The sequence below is a fragment of the Hyalangium sp. genome, from assembly GCF_045802625.1.
Taxonomy (GTDB): Bacteria; Myxococcota; Myxococcia; order Myxococcales; family Myxococcaceae; genus Hyalangium.
Genome location: NZ_JBJMQP010000108.1, coordinates 56129 through 73388, shown reverse-complemented (window position 1 = coordinate 73388; position 17260 = coordinate 56129). Strand labels below are relative to the sequence as shown.

Here is a 17260-nt window from a genome sequence, read left to right as displayed (position 1 = left end):
GATTCCAGATAAACTAGACTCGGGCTCGACAGCGCGAATGCCGTCGCGTGTCATCGCAAAGGAGCCTGGAGTGAACGCGAACCGAGCTGAACCTGGCGGTACTTCCTGGTGGTCTCTCATCGGTGTGTGGACGAGCGTCGCCTTCGCCCTCCTCTCGCTGCCGGCGCTCGGGGCCGAGGGCGCCGCTGCCGAGAGCCTGAGCACCCCCACCTCGCGGCAATCGGCGTTCACGGCTGCCTCGCGCGAGTTCGGCGTGCCCGAGAGCGTGCTGCTCTCCGTCTCCTACAATGTGTCGCGCTGGGAGCACCACGCCGGATCGCCGAGCGCCTCGGGCGGGTACGGGCCCATGCACCTGACCCATGTGGACGGTCCCCGGCTGAGCCAGCTCAAGGGTGACGACATTGACCGGGTCAGCACGCCTGACGCCGACGACCCGAGCTTCCACACCCTGGACACCGCGGCTCAGTTGTTGGGCGTGGAGCCCGAAGAGCTCCAGCGGGATCCCACCCAGAACATCCGCGGCGGCGCGGCGCTCCTGGCACAGTACGCGCGCTATACCCTGGGCAAGCTGCCCCAGAGCGTGGCGGACTGGTACGGCGCTGTCGCCCTGTTCAGCGGCTCCTCCGAGCAGGCCACCGCGCTCGACTTCGCCGACACGGTGTACACCACCATCCAGCAGGGCGCTGCGCGCACCACGCTCGACGGGCAGATCGTCGCGCTGCGGGCCGAGCCCCTCATCCCCAACACCCTCACCGCCTCTACGCTGCTGCTGCACGTCAGCCCGAACAGCGGCACCGAGTGCCCGCCCTGGCTCTCCTGCGCCTTCATCCCGGCCGCGTACGCCCAGAACTCCGCCAGCCCGTCGGACTACGGCAACTATGACGTCGCCCTCCGCCCGGCCGATGGGCTGGATATCCGCTACATCGTCATCCACGACACCGAGACGGACTACACCCGCACGCTCTCGCTCTTCCAGAACCCGAAGTACTTCGCCTGCGCGCACTACGTGGTGCGCGCCTCGGACGGCTTCGTCGCGCAGATGGTGCCGACCACGCACGTGGCCTGGCACGCCGGCAACTGGTGGGTGAACATCCACTCGCTCGGCATCGAGCACGAGGGCGAAGCGATTGAAGGGGCCACCTGGTACAACGAGCAGATGTATCAGGCGTCGGCCCGGCTGGTGCGCTACCTGGCCCTGCGGTTCAACGTCCCCATCGATCGCGAGCACATCATCGGCCACGACAACGTCCCGGGCACGTCCACCACCAACCAGGGCACCATGCACTGGGATCCGGGTCCGTTCTGGGACTGGGACCACTACATGGAGCTGCTCGGGGGCAATCTCGAGCCGGTGGAGCACGCGAACCCGAACATCGTGAAGATCTCTCCGGACTTCGCGACGAACATGCCGACGGTGACGTACTGCTACAACGCCTCGGGCTGCCACGAAGTTCCAGCCCAGGCGTCCAACTTCGTGTACCTGTACACGCAGCCCAGCTTCGACGCGCCGAAGATCACCAATCCCTTCCTCACGCTGGATCCCATTCGCGCGGAGAACTGGGGCAACAAGGCGGCGACCGGCATGCAGTACTACCTGGCCGATCACCTGGGAGACTGGGACGCCATCTACTTCAGCGGCCAGAAGGCCTGGTTCTACAACCCGGGCCGCGCAAACACCCGGCCGGGCCATGGCCTGGCGGTGACGCCCAAGGCGGGCAAGAGCTCCATTCCGCTCTACGGCAGGGCCTACCCGGAAGCGGCGGCGTACCCGCCTCCCCTCGTCGCCAACGGCTTCATTCCGCTCACCCCGTACAGCATCCCCGCGGGCCAGCGTTATGTGGCGGAGGGCCCTATCCGCAGCGACTACTACTACTCGCCCACGTACGCGCCCAGGGTCGAGGGCTCCAATCACAAGGTGGTGCCGGGGCAGTTCCTCTATTACCAGGTCAACTTCAACCATCGCATCGCCTACGTGCTGGCGAGCGACGTGGACGTCGTCTCCGGCGACACGAGCGGAGGTGGCTTGCCGACGGAGTAGGGCCGGGACGGAGCGGGGGCAGGAAGCCGCTGAGCGCTCAGGGGCTTCCGCCTCGCACGCCCTCACCGCGCTGGGGCGGAGGACTCCAGCTGCTGGAACTGGCGGGCGAGGCCCGAGAAGAAGGCCACGCGGAAGCGGTCGAGTTGGGCGAGCGACGCCTCCGAGGCGCGATACTCGCCCTGCCAGCGCAGGGTGGTCTTCCCCGCGGAGCTCTCGATGGACACGACGGCGCCGCCCGCGAGGTGGTGCCCCTGCAGCGCGGCATACTCCAGCAAGCGCGGAGGCTCGAAGCGCATCAGGCGGTAGTGCACCATCATGCCGGTGAGGGTGATGCGCTCGGCGAGCACCGAGCCCTGGGCGATGGGAAGTTGCAGCACGCGCACGGTGGACACCTCGTTGGGCCAGAGCGGGCCCTCCTGCGAGTTCTTCAGCGTACGCGTGAACTCCGCCCAGACGAGCTCGGGAGGGAGCGTCGTCGAGATGGTCTCGGTAAAGTGGCGGACGCTGGCGCCAGGAGCGGGCGTCTGCAGCGGCAGCGAGGAGGGATCGAGCGCGGCATCAGGCATGGTGCCCGTGACTATAGCCTGCTGGAGAGGTGCCCCCGAGGCTCAGTAATGCGGAGTTGGGCGCGAAGTCGGCATCGCTTCGGCGAGAGGAAGTGCGAGGGCTCCTCGAAGGCTTTGGCGTCCAATCCCGCATCTTCTGCGGTTGTAGGGTCAGTGCATCACCTCTACAGTCCTCCGAATGCAGAGGCCCCTTGCCCTCACCTTCCTGGCTGTACTTGCAATATCGGGTTGTGCGGTCCAGTCCAGCGGACGCACGGGCGCCCTTTACCAGAAGGCGCAGGCTTCCGGCCCTGTGCTGCCACCCACGGAGAGACACGAATCCGAGTTCTGCAAGTTGAACCCCGAAGCCTGTCCGGAGTTGCTGCCCGAACCGGAACCCGGTGAACCCACGACCACAGCAGATCCGTGGAAGTCCTTCGCGTGCATTCAAGCCTGTAACGCTGGGGGTGATGCCATGGAGGAGTTCTGCAGAATGCTTCCTGGAAGAACGAAGCGAGAGCAGAAGCTCAAGGCGGTGTGCTGGGGCGTGTGCCGTACCGGAAAAGCTGCATGTAACGTGTTCTGCCGAGCCTACTTCGGTCCTCCGCGGGACCCATGAGGTGATGCCCCATGCCACGGAATGAAGACTGGCGCCCCAAGCTGACCCGGATCGAAGATCCCATCGCGGATGATCATTGGGAGTACGTCACCCCCAAGGGTCAGCAGCGTATCTCACGGCTCACGGTGGGTCGGCCGCTTCACTACCCCCAGGAACGGGTCTGGTACTGCCCTGTACTCATTGAGGGCTACACCAAGCCGCGAATCAAACCGATCTTCGGGAGCGGGCCCGTGGACTCGCTGATGAACGCGATGAGCTTCGTCAGAAGCTTCTTTGAGGAGAACTCCGACGTCCTGCCTGGAGTGAAGCCGAAAGGCGCCAGTCGCACCTACTCAAAGGGCCAGGGCAAGAAGCCAGTTCTGCGGAAGCGCCCGCGAAAGGCTCGTCAAGCAAAGACTCGAAGATAAACCAGCCAGCCAATCCTACCCACCCAAAACCCTTTACTATTTCAACATCTACAAAAAATGCTTCGCACACATATGGCGGCCATGGAGCAACATTTAATCGCGAGTGGCAGGATCCCGGCTTCGACAGGTCACACGATTCACAAGGGGACCCCGCGCGAAACCTTTATTCGCGAATACCTCCAAAACCACCTGAGTGAGCGGCTCGCAATAGGAAGCGGAGAAGTCATTGATGCCGATTCTCAACCGGGTCAGGCTCGCCCACAGATTGATATCGTTCTGTATAAGAGAGAGTATCCCCGTCTTGCCTTTGGAGGCAATATCCATGGCTTTCTTGCCGAGTCGGTAATAGCCACAATCGAAGTGAAATCTCTATTGGATCAAGCCGCATTCGAACAGGCAGCGAAAGCGGCCCACAGCTTAAAGTCATTAAAACGCAATACAATTCAAAGCTTCAGTTCTGGCTACGTCCCGCCCAATATCCTCAACTTCCTCGTGGCGTATGATGGCCCCGCCTCGATCTCAACGACTTACGGCTGGGTTGGTCCCGCTTATCGAAAGCTTGGCATCCCAGACACGGCGCTACCAATCAAACCCGATGCCAGAATCTCCACCTCAAGTCCTGCGCTTGATGGAGTTTTCGTGCTTGGGAAAGGCTTCATGTATTACGACAATGTCCCTTATGGGCTCATTAGAGACGAAGCTCGCACGCAGAACCCCAACTGCAAATGGGTTTTTGCAGATACCGCAACCGACAACTTACTGATGCTGTTCCTCTTCTTGACCGTAGCAGGTAGCAACATTCAGGGGAGTTGGCTCAACCCTTTGCCGTACGTAGCCGGTGTAAACATGCCAGGCACTCGGTTCGCTCCATAGAGCGACTCGCCGCGTGCATGGGATGACAAGGAAGACCGATTCGGCGTGCCCCAGCAGGATTCGATCCCATCGGGGATTCTAATCACCCACTCAGCGTCTGGTTAGAACGCCTCGCGGGCCATCATCAGCAGGTCCTCCTGGGTGCACTTGCGCGGGTTGCTCAGGTGCGAGGCGTCCTCGAAGGCCTTGGCGGCAATCTTCTCCAAGTCCTTCTCCTGCACCCCCACGTCCCGCAGCCGCGCGGGAATTCCAATCGCCGCGTTCAGCTTGCGCACCCGCTCAATGGCATGGCCCGCGAGCACATCGTCGCGCATGTTGACGAACTCGCCCAGCGCCACCGCCACGCGCGCCAGCCGCGCCGTGGTCATCGGCCGGTTGAACTCCATCACCACCGGCAGGACGATCGCGTTCGCCAAGCCGTGGTGCACCCCGGAGATCGGCGTCAGCGCGTGCGCCAGCGCGTGGCAGGCGCCCAGGCCCTTCTGGAAGGCCATGGCCCCTTCCATCGCGGCCACCATCATGTCCGCGCGCGCCGAGACGTTGCTCCCCTCCTTCACCGCCGTCACCAACGAGCGCCCCACGCGGATGATGCCATCGATGGCCACCGCGTCCGCCAGCGGGTGGAAGCCGTTGGCCAGGTACGCCTCCAGGCAGTGCGTGAAGGCATCCATCCCCGTCGCCGCCGTCACCCCCGGCGGAAGCCCGAGCGTCAGCTCCGGATCGCAGATGGCCGCCTTGGGCAGCAGGAACGGGCTGAAGATGACCGTCTTGCGCCCCGTGTCCTGCAGCGTCGCCACGCCCGAGCGGCTCACCTCCGAGCCCGTCCCCGCCGTGGTCGGAATGGCGATCAGCGGCGGCAGATCATCGCGCACGTACTGGTCCCCGCCCTTGGCGTCGTCGTAGCGCGACAGCGGCGGCTCGTGCGTGGTGAGCAGCTGGATCAGCTTCGCCGCATCCAGCGGGCTGCCTCCCCCGAGCGCGATGATCCCATCGCACCCGCCGCTGCGGTAGGCCTCCAGCCCCGCGAACACGTCCTTCTCCGTGGGGTTGGGCTCCACGCGATCGAACACCGCGTAGTCCACGCCGGCGGCCTTCAGCTCGGCGAGCACGCGCTCGGCGAGCCCTACCTTCACCACGCCCGCGTCCGTCACCACCAGCGGGCGCTTCATCTTCAGCCGCGCCACCTGCGCGGGCAGACGCTTCAGAGCGCCCACGCCGAAGACAATCTTCGTGGGCCAGGCCATCTCGGTGACGCGCGCATCAGTGGGCATATCGAAGGGATGCATCGTATTCGGAACCAGTCCTTCCCTGTAACGGCTCAGATGAGCTCCATGTAGCGCTCGAGCTCCCAGTTGGTGACGGCGCGCTCGTACTGGCGGACCTCCCACTTGCGCGTGCGCACGTAGTGGTCCACGAAGTCCTCGCCGAGCAGCTCCCGGGCGCGCTCGGAGCGCTCGAGCAGCTCCACCGCCTCCTTCAGGTTGCGCGGCAGCGGCTGGGCGCTGGCCTCATAGCCGTTGCCCGAGCACACCGGCGGCGGCTCCACCTTGTTCTGGATGCCCCACAGGCCCGCCGCCAGGCTCACGGCCATGCCGATATACGCGTTCATGTCCGCGGCGAGCTGCCGGTACTCCAGCCGCATGGACTTGGGGCTGTCGCCAATGACGCGGATGGCGGTGGTGCGGTTCTCCCGGCCCCACGTGGCGGTGGTGGGCGCCCACGTGTTCTCCACGCTGCGCTTGTAGCTGTTCACCGTGGGCCAGTAGAGCGCCGTCAGCTCCGGCATCAGCTCCACGAGGCCGCCGATGTAGTGCCGCATCGTCTGGCTCATGCCGTCCGGCGAGGCCTCGTCGTGGAAGAAGTTCCGGTCCCCCTTGGGCGTCCACAGGGACTGGTGCACGTGCCCCGAGCACCCCGGCAGCTTCGCGTTCACCTTCGCCATGAAGCACGCCGTCAGCCCGTGCCGGGCGCAGATCTCCTTCACCACCGTCTTGAAGAGCACCGCCTTGTCCGCGGACTTCTCCAGCTCGTCGTAGCGGATGGCCGCCTCGAACACGCCCGGGCCCGTCTCCGTGTGGAAGCCTTCAATCTCCAGCCCGAAGGCGTTGCACCCATCGATGAGCGCGTGCACCAGCGACGAGTTCATCGACGTGCGCAGCCACGAGTAGCCGAACATGCCCGGCGTGAGCGGCGTGAGGTTCTGGAAGCCCTTGTCCTTGAGCGACTGGGGCGTCTCCTTGAAGATGAAGAACTCGTACTCGGCACCGAACTTCGGCAGGTAGCCCATGTCCCTCGCGCGCCGGGCAATCTTCTGCAGCAGTTGCCGCGGGCTGGGGCCAAAGGGCGTGCCGTCCGGGTTCACGAAGTCCAGCAGGAAGGCCGCCGTGTCCGGCTCCCAAGGAATGATGCGCCCCGAGGACACATCCACCCGCGCCTGGGCGTCCGGGTAGCCGGTGTGCCAGCCCGTCACCTTCGTGTTGTCGAGCAGCTCGTCGCCCAGATCCCACCCGAAGACGACGTCACAGAAGCCCAGCCCGCTCTTGGCCGCGGAGAAGAACTTGTCCAGGGAGATGTACTTGCCGCGCCACACCCCGTCGATGTCCACCGCGCCCAGCTTCACCTTGCGGACGCCCTTCTCCTCGAACCACTTGCGCAGGAAGTCCACGCCGCCGGGCTCGCGGTGCAGGGCGCGCACGTTGTCACCCTTGTCCTTCGCGCGGGCGCGCCGCGCCATCGCCGGGTGGGAGATGATCTTCGCCTTGGGACGGATTGCCATGGGTTACGCGTCCTTGTCTTAAGAGAGGAATCAGAGGCTCGTCGGCAGCTTCGTCCACACGGCCTTGTATTGGAGGTACCCCTCCAAGGCGTGATGGGACAGATCCCTGCCCCAGCCGGACTCCTTGTAGCCGCCGAACGGCGCCGCATCGTCGAACTCGTTGAAGCAGTTGATCCACACCACGCCACTCTTCACCTTGCGCGCCATCGCGTGCGCCTTCGCCACGTCGCGCGTCCAGATGGACGCCGCCAGGCCGTAGCTGGTCCCGTTGGCGATCTCCAGCGCGTGCGCCTCGTCCCGGAACCGGATGCAGCTGAGCACCGGGCCGAAGATCTCCTCCTGGGCGATCTTCATCTCCGGCTGCACGTCTCCGAAGATGGTGGGCTTGACGAAGTTGCCCTTGGCCTTGACGCCTTGCGTGTCCCGCTCGCCGCCGGCCAGCAGCTTCGCGCCCTGCTTCTTGCCGCTGTCGATGTAGCTGAGGATCGTCTCGAGCTGGCGCGGGCTGATCTGCGAGCCCATCTCCGTGTCGGGATCCAGCGGATCTCCCACGCGCATCTTCTGGGCGCGCTCGGTGAGCCGGCCGACGAACGCCTCATAGGCCTTCTCGTGGACGAGCACGCGGCTGCCCGCGTTGCAGATCTCCCCCTTGTTGCCGAAGATGCCCCAGAAGCACGCCTCCACCGCGGTGTCGAAGTCCGCGTCCGGGAGGATGATCTGCGGGCTCTTGCCCCCCAGCTCCAGCGTCAGCTTCTTGAGGTTGCTGGAGGCCGAGGCCTGCAGCAGCCGGCGCGCCGTGCGCCCCGAGCCCGTGAAGGAGATCTTGTCCACGTCCGGGTGCCGGGCGATGGCCTCGCCGGTGGGGTCTCCATAGCCGGTGACGACGTTGAGCACGCCCGGCGGGAAGCCCGCCTCCAGGGCGAGCGCGCCCAGCTTGAGCGCGGTGAGCGGGGTGAGCTCCGAGGGCTTCACCACCACGGTGCACCCCGCGGCGAGCGCCGGGCCCAGCTTCCAGCACAGCAGGCACGTGGGGTAGTTCCAGGGGACGATCGCCGCCACCACGCCCACCGGCTCCTTGAGGCAGTAGGTGAGGAAGGGGCCGTCCACCGGCAGCACCTCGCCGGTGATCTTGTTCGCCCAGTCGGAGAAGTAGGCCAGCGTCGCGGCGCCCGGAGACACGTCTCCGCGGATGGCCTCGCGGAACGTCTTGCCGTTGTTCATCGACTCCAGGAGCGCGAACTCCTCGCGGCGCTGCCACAAGAGCTCCGAGAGCTTGCGGATCAGCTTGCCACGCTCGCTGGGGTTCAGCTTGCTCCAGGGACCGGACTCGAAGGCGCGGCGCGCGGCCTTGACGGCCTTGTCCACATCCGCGCCGGTGGCGGAGGGCACGTCGCAGATCTTCTGCCCGGTGGCAGGGTTCACCACCGGAAGGGTGCCGCCCTCCACGGGGTCCACAGGCTGGCCATCAATGAGCAGCTTGAGGGCGGGAAGTTGAGGAGTGAGCGAGCGAGCGTCGGTCATGGAGACTCCAGGAAAAGCCCGGGCGCCAAGGCGCGAGAAAGCGGGCACCGACTCGGGATCGGCGACGAACGGTAGGGATGGCCCCCCAGGGGCGGCAACCCACGCCGGAGTGAGGTGAGATGAAGAACGTTCTGTTGCTGAAAGCAGGAGAGGCCGCGGCCTCGGTACGCCTCTCGGTGGGCGACTACGACCGGTGGTTTCTACAGACCCTTGGACTGTCCGGTTATCGATTCGACGTGGTGCCCGCCTTCCAGGGCGCGAAGCTGCCGGAGGATGCGGCAGGCTATGACGCGGTGCTGATGTCGGGCTCGCCGCTGTCGGTGACACGCCTGGAGCCGTGGATGGAGCGCGCGGCGCGGCTCATGGTGGATGCGGCGGAGAAGGGCGTCCCGGTGCTCGGAGTGTGCTTTGGCCATCAACTCCTGGCGTATGCGTATGGAGGCCGCGTGGTGCGCAGCCCGCTGGGCCGGGAGATCGGCACCGTGCAGGTGGACCTGACCGAGCACGGCCGGGCGGATCCGCTCTTCCGAGGGCTGCCCGAGCGCCTCACCGTGCAGGCCACCCACGAGGACATCGTGCCCGAGCCTCCTGCGGGAACGGTGGTGCTCGCGGGCAACGCCCACACGGCGGTCCAGGCGCTGGCCTTCCGGCCGTGCGCTCGGGGCGTGCAGTTCCACCCAGAGGTGCAGCCGGACGCGATGCGAGCCCTCATCCAGGCCCGCGCCGAGCGGCTGGAGGCCGAGGCCACCGAGCGCGGCCAGCCTCCGGGGGAGCGCGTGCCCCGGCTGCTCGCGGGCATCGCTCCGACTCCCAACGGCCGGCAGATCCTGGTCAACTTCCTGGAGCACTTCACCTGATACGAGGTCCCCGTGTCCCGAGCCCTCTTCCTCGCGCCTCTCTTCCTGCTGTTCTCCTGTTCTCACGACGACTGCGCTGATGCCCCGCTCTGCGAGAACGGCAAGGCCACCAACTGCGAGCGCACATGCTCGGTGGGCCCCTGCTCCACGGGGGTAAACACCCTGGACTGTGGTGACTCCGCCACGTGCTCGGTGGTCGTCGGAGACGTCAACTCGCCGCGCTTCTTCCACTCTCGGGCGCTGTGCATCGAGAATGGCTCCGCGTCTTGCGATCCGGGCACCTATGGCGCTCCGGTGTGTGATGGGCAGGGCCTGGTGATGGGCTGCAGCGGCTACAACCACGTCATCCGCGCCTCGTGCTCGCAGGCGGGCTTCTACTTCACCAGCTCCGACTGCTGCCGGCAGAGCAACCTGGGCGACGGCGGCATACCGGATGGCAGCACACCGGACGGTGGAGCCCCGGACGCCGGGCCTTGAGCTAGGGTGCGCCAATGCCTTCGCGCTGGGATCATCTCATCGAGGTCAAGACCGTTGGCGTGCTGGAGCACCTCCTGGAGGAGGTGGCGAAGCTGGTGGCCAAGGATCTGTCGGCGTGGCCACCCCCCGTCCAGGAGATCGATCTGGACGTGGGAGGCACCTTCGCGCCGCTCTTCCTGGAGCCCACGCCGCGTCCCTCGCAGGCCGTCTACGAAGAGGCGCTGCGGCTGTCGCGCTGGGAGCTGGCGCGCGAGTTCGACGCCTACGACGACTACATGCGCAACAAGCGCTACCTGGAGCGGGGGCTGGCGCCGACGGATCGCCTGGCGCTGCTCTTCCTCAACCGCTGGCTGGTAGAGCAGATGCTGGGCCTGGGCGAGGCCACCCAGAGCCGGGTGAAGCGCCCGATGATGGGCCAGATCCTCGACAAGGTGGAGGCGCGGCTGCGCCAGGTGCAGTCACCGCCCTCGGGGCTCCTTCTCTGAACGGTAGGGGCACCAACGAACGGGCCTTCCCTGTGCTCCACCTGTTGGGGGGAAGGCTTGTACGGAGGGAAAAACCTCTGCCATAAGCCGCGCCCATGTTGCAGCCCCACGATGCCTCTGCACTCGCCGAGCGCCGGAAGCGACTCGTCATCCTCGCCTGCCTGTGGGCAGCCATCGCGGCGGTGCTCTTCCTCTTCCACTCGGTGGTGCTGCCCTTCGCGGGGGCGGCGCTCATCGCCTACCTCGTCCAGCCGCTGGTGGCGCGCATCACCCGGGTGCGGCTGGCGGGGCGTGGGGTGCCGCACTGGGTGGCCATCCTCCTCATCTACGCCGTCTTCTTCGTGGGCCTGTACCTGTTCTTCATCGCGCTGGTGCCGCAGCTCTACCGCGAGCTGCTGCGCATCAGCCGGGACGGGCTGGCCTTCGCCAACACGCTCACCCCCGAGTACCTGCAGTCGCTCGCGCGCCGCGCCGAGGACTGGCTGAGCGGCTACGGCATCCCCATCGCCTTGTCCAACCGGGGCGTGGAGGGAACGGATGTGCCTCCCAGCTCCTCCTTCAGCTTCGCGGTGGATCTGGCGCAGCTGCTCAAGGACACGGTGGCGCGCCTGTCCGTGCTGGTGCGAGAGAACCTGGGCAACATCGTCGGCGTCTCGCGCAGCATCATCGCCGGGGTGCTCGCCACCGTCTTCGGCCTGTTCTTCATGCTGATGGTGGCCGCGTTCTTCTCCATCGACGCGCAGGCCATCCGGCGCTACTTCGGCACGCTCATCCCCCCCGAGTACGCCAGCGACGCGCGCGTGCTGCTGGGGCGAATCGATCGCTCGCTGTCCGGCGTGGTGCGCGGGCAGGTGACGATCTGCGTGGTGAACGGCACGCTCACGGCCATCGGGTTGCTGGTGTTCGGGGTGAGGTTCGCGTTCCTGCTGGCCACCATCGCCACGTTCCTCAGCCTGATCCCCATCTTCGGCACCATCATCAGCTCGGTGCCCATCGTGCTCATTGCGCTGACGGACGGCTTCCAGAAGGGGTTGATCATGCTGGCGTGGATCTGCGGCATCCACGCGCTGGAGGCGTACTTCCTCAACCCGAAGATCATGGGCCAGGCGGCGCGGATCCACCCTGTCATCGTGGCCTTCAGCCTGATCGCCGGGGAGCGGCTCTACGGGCTGGTGGGCGCCCTGTTCGCGGTGCCCATCGCCGCCATCTTCGTGGCGTGCTTCGACTTCGCGCGGCTCAAGGCCCAGCCGGCGCCGGCCGAGCCGCCCACGGCCCTCCCGAGCTCCTCACCGGCGGTGGAGCCCGCTCGGCCACCGGCGCCTTGAGCTGAGAGGCGTTACTGGCAGGCCGCGGCGCAGCGCGAGTCCCGGCACACGGCGATGCAGCGCCCGCAGTCGATGGTGTTGGCGGCGCACGTCCCATCGCACCGCACGTTGGAGCAGTTGGGCGCCTCCGAGACGTGCGTGGGGTTGGTGGCCTCACCGCAGCAGCCGTTGGGCGCGCAGTCGCTGTCGCGGTAGCAGATGGCGTCGGAGAGTCCGGCCGGGATGTCTCCCCCGTCCGGATCAATGGGCTCGCACCCCACCCCCACGAAACCGAGTGCCACTCCCAAGGCGAGTGCAGCCAGTCGTCCAACGAAGGGGCGGGGCATGAGCTTGCTCCTAGCTATTTAGCGGTTCATCGAACCGAGGAACTCGGTGTTCGAGGCGGTGGGGCGCATGTGCTTGAGCACGAACTCCATCGCGTCGATCGGCGTGAACGGGTGGAGCACCTGCCGCAGCGCCGTAATCCGGATGAGATCCGACTGGGGCAGCAGCAGCTCCTCCTTGCGCGTGCCGGACTTGTTGATGTCGAGGCACGGGAAGATGCGCTTCTCGAAGAGCTTGCGGTCCAGGACGATTTCCGAGTTACCGGTGCCCTTGAACTCCTCGAAGATGACTTCGTCCATGCGGCTGCCGGTGTCGATGAGCGCGGTGCCGATGATGGTGAGGCTGCCGCCCTCCTCGATGTTGCGCGCGGCGCCGAAGAAGCGCTTGGGCTTGTGCAGGGCGTTGGCGTCCACACCGCCGGAGAGGATCTTCCCGGAGGCCGGCACCACGGTGTTGTAGGCGCGCGCCAGACGGGTGATGGAGTCCAGCAGGATGCACACGTCGTGCTTCTGCTCGACCAGGCGCTTGGCCTTGTCGATGACCATCTCGGCCACCTGCACGTGGCGCGTGGCGGGCTCGTCGAAGGTGGAGGAGACCACCTCGCCGCGCACGCTGCGCTCCATGTCGGTGACTTCCTCGGGGCGCTCGTCCACCAGCAGCACCATGAGGTAGACGTCCGGGTGGTTCCTGGCGATGGCGTGGGCAATGTTCTGCAGCAGCACCGTCTTACCGGCCTTCGGCGGCGCGACAATCAGGCAGCGCTGGCCCAGGCCGATGGGGCAGAACAAATCAATGATGCGGGTCGTCATCTCCGACCCCTCGTGCTCCAGCTTCAGCTTGCGCGTGGGGTAGAGCGGCGTGAGGTTGTCGAAGAGGATGCGCTCGCGAGCGGCCTCGGACAGCGGATCCACGAAGTTGACCCGGTCCACCTTCTGGAGCGCGAAGAAGCGCTCGCCCTCGCGGGGCTGGCGGATGGGGCCCGTCACCGTGTCGCCGGGCCGCAGGTTGAAGCGGCGCACCTGGGACGGGGAGACGTAGATGTCGTCCGGGCTGGGCTGGTAGTCGCTGTCGGCGCTGCGCAGGAAGCCGAAGCCGTCGCTGAGCAGCTCCAGCACGCCCTCGGCGTGGACCTCGAAGCGCTTGTCGGCGATGCCGGAGAGCAGCGCGAAGATCAGGTCCTGCTTCTTCAGGCCCTGGTAGCCCTCGATGTTGAAGTCGTGGGCCATCTTCGCCAGCTCGGTGATCTTCATCCGCTTCAGGTCATTGAGCTTGATGACCTGCATGGGAGTGCCATCGCGAGTCACCTCGGTGACGGCGGGCGTCTCGGAGGGCTCGGCGGTGGCAGCGGGCTCGGCGGCGGCGACGGCGCGAGCCTCCTGGAACTCCTCGTCGCGCACGGGGCGCGGCATGGGGGTGAGCACGGGGCGGGGGGCCTCGGCAGCCTCCTCACCGGCCTCGGCGGCGGGCTCGGGGGCCTCTTCCCCGTCCGTGCGGCGGGGGGTGCGGCGGCGCGCGGGGCGCTCGGGTTCTTCGCGATCGCTGGCCTTAGCTGAGGCGGTGCTCCGGCGGCGCTTGGGGCGCTCTTCCTCGGCGGTCAGATCGGTCTCAACCTTCTCTTTGGTGGAACGGGCTTTGCGCATGATGGGGGCTGCGATGCTGAGAGGCGCCCGAGGGACCGAGCGCGTGGCTGTTGTCGGGAGGTTTTCGCGGGGTGCGGAAATGCACCGTCCTGGCGACACTGAGCGACCCGCCCGAGTCCAGAAGAGGACCATGGGAGAGTCGAGGGTGGTTGGGAAGAAAGGGCACCAGGGGAACCCTGACGCCTTGAACCGCCGGGCAGGTTATTGACGCCCCCTGGGGCTGTCAAGGCGTCGTTGCCTCGCCTGCTCCCGGACGTTCGCCAGGAAGCAGGTCCTCCCCAGGGGTGGAACAGGGTATCTCCCGGGTATCTTCCCACGAGCCGAGGCTTGCGGCCAACCCGCCGCGTGAGCATCGCCGCGCTGGGTACGGCACCGCCCCACGGAGCAGGTATGCTCCGAGCGGTGCGACCTTTTACGTTGCCGCCAGCTACGCCCGGGGCTGCGAGTGGTTGGATCGGACGCAGCCTGCGCCTGGGCTTGGCGCTGGCAATGGTGGCCATGGCCTCCGGGTGCGGCACCACGCAGTCCGCCTTGCCGTTCGTCCCCGCGGATGCGCCCCTGCGTTACTCCACCTATCTCAACTCCCACGGACAGCTTCGCGGTGAGGACTGGGCGTTGGTGCTCATGGGGCACCCAGCTCACCGCGAGCAAGTGTTCCTCCAGGCGCGCCAAGGGCTCTTCCCCGCCTCCGAGGCCTGGCTGTACCTGGAGGCTGTCTGCCGAGGGGCTGGCGCGGTGGTGGCGCAAGAGAACGCCCAGACTACGTGCACAGTGTTCCCCGCGGAGGCCGGATGCGAGTTCAACTGGAAACCCGTGGGCGTCCTCATCCCGGGCGCGGGCCCTGGCCGCGATCGCCTGTTCGAGGTCTACAAGCAGGGCTACGACGAGCGCTGGGAACGGTTGCGGCGCGGCTTCCATGCCCGGGCGGAGCTCGTTCGTGCCGGCACGCTCATGGCGGGCCCCCTGTTGGGGCGCACGCCGGCGGCGGCTGAGGGCAGCACCACGGCGACCGAGAGCAACGCCACGGCGGCAGAAGGCAGGGCACTGAGTGCGGAGACTGGCGCCCTGGCGGCCGAGGGAGAACTCGCCGGAGTGCGCGCCACCAGCCTGCTGTCCGCGGAGTCGCTTGGGCTCGGCAGAGCCTTGAGCGCCGAGGAGGCCAGCGCCCTGGAGTCGCGGCTGCTCGAGCTGGAGGCCGAGTCCCCAGGTAAGCGCGAGGCCTTCTCCTCAGAGGAGCTCCGCAGCGGCAAGCTGGCTCCCAAGCCCACGCCCTCGGAGTTGCCCGAAGAAGAGGCCCTCCGCTGGAATGAGTTCGAGGCCTACCGCCAGCGCCGTCTCCAAGAGGTGCGTTCCCAGCGGCTCGGCACGATGGGCTCACTCTCGGTAAAGCCTCCCCTGCGGTGGGAGGCCTATCGCGACCTGCGCCACCACTTTGAGAGTTGCTACGAGTTTGAATCCAGAGTGGGCGGCATCCTGCTTCAGGAACTGGAACAACCCGCGGGCGCTCGCAGGCTGCTCACCGGCTCACGCCAGCCGCTGCTGGCCCGCCACGTGGGGACGAAGAAGAGTGGCCAGCAAGGAGTGCGCTACCCGGACTACCTCGCGGTGGACGAGGCCACGCTGAAGGAGGGCAGTGTGCCTCGCGTGGAGACCGTCAGCGTCAAGCTGCGCAACTTCTCGAAGATGAGCGCAACCGAAGTCGCACGACAGGTCAGAGTCGACCTTGAGGAAGCCATGGACAAGTATGGAGGCAGGTTGGAAGTGCGGCGCCCTGAGCATCCGCTCTACGGTCGTACCGTCCAAATCTCTCGGCTCCACCTCGTCTATGAAGCGCAAAGCGTAGGAGCTTGGCAGAGCGTGATTCAGGACCTCTGCCAGAAAGCCGGGGTGGAGGTGCACTTCGAATGACGAGTTACGAGGACTGGAACCGCTCCGACACCCTGGCTCTGCAGTTGTACTTCCCGTCCAATCCACTGGCCGCCGGCACCGAGGGGCTGGACACGGTCCTGGATGTCATCGAACAAGAAGCCGGCATGCTCATGCCGGACAAGGTGATGGGGAAACGAACCTATCGCTACTCGCGCCAGCGTGCTCGCGAACAACTCATGCGAATCACCCCCACCTTCCACTCCCTTCTCCTGCCTCAGAAGAAAGGTGACCTCCAGGGGCACTGGGGGCTGGACTTCGGGGGAGTTCGAGGGGGTTTCAACCTCAGCCTAGACTACCCATTGCGCTTCTTCCGCCAGGAAGGGACAGCCGAAGCCTGGTGCCAGCATCTGGTACGTGTGGTGCGCGCGCTATGTCAGCGTCTGGGTCCTGTGAACTATGGCTTCGCTCACAGCGACACGGACACATCCCTCGGCAATGATCTGTACAAGACGAAGCCCACCGCTCCCCTGGGTGCCTACGAAGCCTATTGGCTCAACGTCTACGGCAAGGCCCTGGTGGACTCTCTTGGGCGCGAGCGCGTGCTCTCCCTCCCTGCCCACTCCATCGAGCCCCTCCCCTGCGGCGGCGTGCTGTGGCTTTCACGCCCCACCCTGGCTGACTTCGACAGTCCACAGGGCCGCAGCGCCCAGGCGCGCGGCCTCGTCCACCTGCGCCCCGAGCTCCGCCTCGAAGACGTCGAGCGGTCCCTGCTCGAGCGCAGCCTCGCCTTTCAGCCTGTGGAGAAGAACTTCGACCCCGACATCGCGGGCCTCATCGAACGCATCCTCCAGCGCTCGACAAGGCTGTTCAACCTCAGGAAGGAGATCGAGCGCTACAACCTCTACCGTCCTCCTCCCGTCTCCGAGTGGCGTCCCACCCACGAAGTCCAATCAGACGTGGAGGATCCTGCCAGCAAGATCACCTTCTACGAGGTGCAGGCCGAGTCCCTCATCGCCATCCTCCACACCCAGTTCTCCTCCGTCGCGGGCCAGGAGCCCGGCTCCATCATTGAAGTGGATGACTACGTGGACCGGGAGCGCTGGGCCGAGTTCAAGGAGTACATGGTCCCTGCCAAGCGCGACAGGCTGGTCCCCATGCTCGGCGCCTACCTGGGGGAACTGCTCATCAAACACCTTAGCGGGCGCTGGGTGCCGCGACGCTCCTTGCTGGAGTCCGCCGTGGTGGTGGGGTCTCGCGCATGGCTGCCCTTCCTTCGCGCCCACCACCTGCTCCAGGTCCCCGGCAACGTTCTGGGCAAATCCCTGGACTTCACCCTCTCCCAGCTCTTCCACCAAGCCGCCCGCCTCGCCAGCGACGCGTGAGCCCAGTTCCTCGTGCTCGAGGCGCTCAAGCCGCTCACCCGAGGATGCTGTGTGGCGGCAGGCGCCGGGTGCTGGAAGTATAGTGAGAAGCTGATCACGAGAGGGACACGCCTGCCCATCTT

At 66.3% G+C, this 17260-nt stretch carries 14 protein-coding genes; 8 read left to right on the top strand and 6 right to left on the bottom strand.

Annotated elements, in window-relative coordinates; translation table 11 throughout:
* Positions 1-124: 124 nt before the first annotated feature.
* Positions 125-2038 carry an N-acetylmuramoyl-L-alanine amidase gene (locus tag ACJ8AT_RS19310; RefSeq protein ID WP_407739236.1) on the top strand — a complete coding sequence of 638 codons (1914 nt, stop codon included), beginning with the start codon at positions 125-127 and terminating at the stop codon, positions 2036-2038.
* A 62-nt stretch (positions 2039-2100) separates the two neighbouring features.
* On the opposite strand, the gene ACJ8AT_RS19305 is transcribed toward ACJ8AT_RS19310, so the two are convergent.
* Complete coding sequence (locus tag ACJ8AT_RS19305; protein WP_407739235.1) at positions 2101-2604, bottom strand: SRPBCC family protein; 504 nt, start codon at positions 2602-2604, stop codon at positions 2101-2103.
* 1077 nt (positions 2605-3681) lie between these two features.
* On the opposite strand from ACJ8AT_RS19305, the gene ACJ8AT_RS19300 reads away from it, so the two are divergent.
* A complete protein-coding gene (locus ACJ8AT_RS19300; protein WP_407739234.1) occupies positions 3682-4482 on the top strand; it encodes a DUF6602 domain-containing protein in 801 nt (266 codons plus the stop codon).
* A gap of 101 nt (positions 4483-4583) precedes the next feature.
* Here ACJ8AT_RS19300 and ACJ8AT_RS19295 read toward each other — a convergent pair whose 3' ends face one another.
* Genes ACJ8AT_RS19295 through ACJ8AT_RS19285 form a run of 3 tightly spaced genes read right to left on the bottom strand, consistent with a single transcriptional unit; the run spans position 4584 to position 8779 of the window.
* A complete protein-coding gene (locus ACJ8AT_RS19295) occupies positions 4584-5768 on the bottom strand; it encodes an iron-containing alcohol dehydrogenase (protein WP_407739233.1) in 1185 nt (394 codons plus the stop codon).
* 32 nt (positions 5769-5800) lie between these two features.
* Positions 5801-7258, bottom strand: coding sequence for a glutamine synthetase family protein (locus ACJ8AT_RS19290; protein ID WP_407739232.1), 1458 nt, complete (start codon positions 7256-7258; stop codon positions 5801-5803).
* A 30-nt stretch (positions 7259-7288) separates the two neighbouring features.
* Entirely contained in the window at positions 7289-8779 is a 1491-nt protein-coding gene (locus tag ACJ8AT_RS19285; protein ID WP_407739231.1) for an aldehyde dehydrogenase family protein, read from the bottom strand.
* A 119-nt stretch (positions 8780-8898) separates the two neighbouring features.
* On the opposite strand from ACJ8AT_RS19285, the gene ACJ8AT_RS19280 reads away from it, so the two are divergent.
* The 4 genes from ACJ8AT_RS19280 to ACJ8AT_RS19265 all read left to right on the top strand — a co-directional run bounded on the left by ACJ8AT_RS19280 (position 8899) and on the right by ACJ8AT_RS19265 (position 11923).
* Positions 8899-9636: a glutamine amidotransferase gene (locus ACJ8AT_RS19280; protein WP_407739230.1), complete on the top strand. Its 738-nt coding sequence runs from the start codon at positions 8899-8901 to the stop codon at positions 9634-9636.
* A gap of 12 nt (positions 9637-9648) precedes the next feature.
* Positions 9649-10113 carry a hypothetical protein gene (locus ACJ8AT_RS19275; RefSeq protein ID WP_407739229.1) on the top strand — a complete coding sequence of 155 codons (465 nt, stop codon included), beginning with the start codon at positions 9649-9651 and terminating at the stop codon, positions 10111-10113.
* A 14-nt stretch (positions 10114-10127) separates the two neighbouring features.
* Entirely contained in the window at positions 10128-10598 is a 471-nt protein-coding gene (locus ACJ8AT_RS19270) for a hypothetical protein (RefSeq protein WP_407739228.1), read from the top strand.
* A 95-nt stretch (positions 10599-10693) separates the two neighbouring features.
* Positions 10694-11923 carry an AI-2E family transporter gene (locus ACJ8AT_RS19265; protein WP_407739227.1) on the top strand — a complete coding sequence of 410 codons (1230 nt, stop codon included), beginning with the start codon at positions 10694-10696 and terminating at the stop codon, positions 11921-11923.
* 11 nt (positions 11924-11934) lie between these two features.
* On the opposite strand, the gene ACJ8AT_RS19260 is transcribed toward ACJ8AT_RS19265, so the two are convergent.
* Both ACJ8AT_RS19260 and rho read right to left on the bottom strand, forming a co-directional pair.
* Positions 11935-12249, bottom strand: coding sequence for a hypothetical protein (locus tag ACJ8AT_RS19260; protein ID WP_407739226.1), 315 nt, complete (start codon positions 12247-12249; stop codon positions 11935-11937).
* 18 nt (positions 12250-12267) lie between these two features.
* On the bottom strand, positions 12268-13887 hold the full coding sequence (gene rho, locus ACJ8AT_RS19255; protein ID WP_407739225.1) for a transcription termination factor Rho: 1620 nt from the start codon (positions 13885-13887) through the stop codon (positions 12268-12270).
* A 477-nt stretch (positions 13888-14364) separates the two neighbouring features.
* On the opposite strand from rho, the gene ACJ8AT_RS19250 reads away from it, so the two are divergent.
* Both ACJ8AT_RS19250 and ACJ8AT_RS19245 read left to right on the top strand, forming a co-directional pair.
* On the top strand, positions 14365-15795 hold the full coding sequence (locus ACJ8AT_RS19250) for a hypothetical protein (RefSeq protein ID WP_407739224.1): 1431 nt from the start codon (positions 14365-14367) through the stop codon (positions 15793-15795).
* Positions 15792-17138, top strand: a complete 1347-nt coding sequence (locus ACJ8AT_RS19245) for a hypothetical protein (protein WP_407739223.1) — start codon at positions 15792-15794, stop codon at positions 17136-17138. The genes ACJ8AT_RS19250 and ACJ8AT_RS19245 overlap by 4 nt, the downstream gene beginning before the upstream one ends.
* Positions 17139-17260 lie beyond the last annotated feature (122 nt).

Coding starts and splice junctions, on each gene's coding strand:
- ACJ8AT_RS19305 (WP_407739235.1), bottom strand. CDS start 2,604: ATGCCTGATGCCGCGCTCGATCCCTCCTCGCTGCCGCTGCAGACGCCC.
- ACJ8AT_RS19260 (WP_407739226.1), bottom strand. CDS start 12,249: ATGCCCCGCCCCTTCGTTGGACGACTGGCTGCACTCGCCTTGGGAGTG.
- rho (WP_407739225.1), bottom strand. CDS start 13,887: ATGCGCAAAGCCCGTTCCACCAAAGAGAAGGTTGAGACCGATCTGACC.
- ACJ8AT_RS19280 (WP_407739230.1), top strand. CDS start 8,899: ATGAAGAACGTTCTGTTGCTGAAAGCAGGAGAGGCCGCGGCCTCGGTA.
- ACJ8AT_RS19295 (WP_407739233.1), bottom strand. CDS start 5,768: ATGCATCCCTTCGATATGCCCACTGATGCGCGCGTCACCGAGATGGCC.
- ACJ8AT_RS19300 (WP_407739234.1), top strand. CDS start 3,682: ATGGCGGCCATGGAGCAACATTTAATCGCGAGTGGCAGGATCCCGGCT.
- ACJ8AT_RS19265 (WP_407739227.1), top strand. CDS start 10,694: ATGTTGCAGCCCCACGATGCCTCTGCACTCGCCGAGCGCCGGAAGCGA.
- ACJ8AT_RS19290 (WP_407739232.1), bottom strand. CDS start 7,258: ATGGCAATCCGTCCCAAGGCGAAGATCATCTCCCACCCGGCGATGGCG.
- ACJ8AT_RS19245 (WP_407739223.1), top strand. CDS start 15,792: ATGACGAGTTACGAGGACTGGAACCGCTCCGACACCCTGGCTCTGCAG.
- ACJ8AT_RS19270 (WP_407739228.1), top strand. CDS start 10,128: ATGCCTTCGCGCTGGGATCATCTCATCGAGGTCAAGACCGTTGGCGTG.
- ACJ8AT_RS19285 (WP_407739231.1), bottom strand. CDS start 8,779: ATGACCGACGCTCGCTCGCTCACTCCTCAACTTCCCGCCCTCAAGCTG.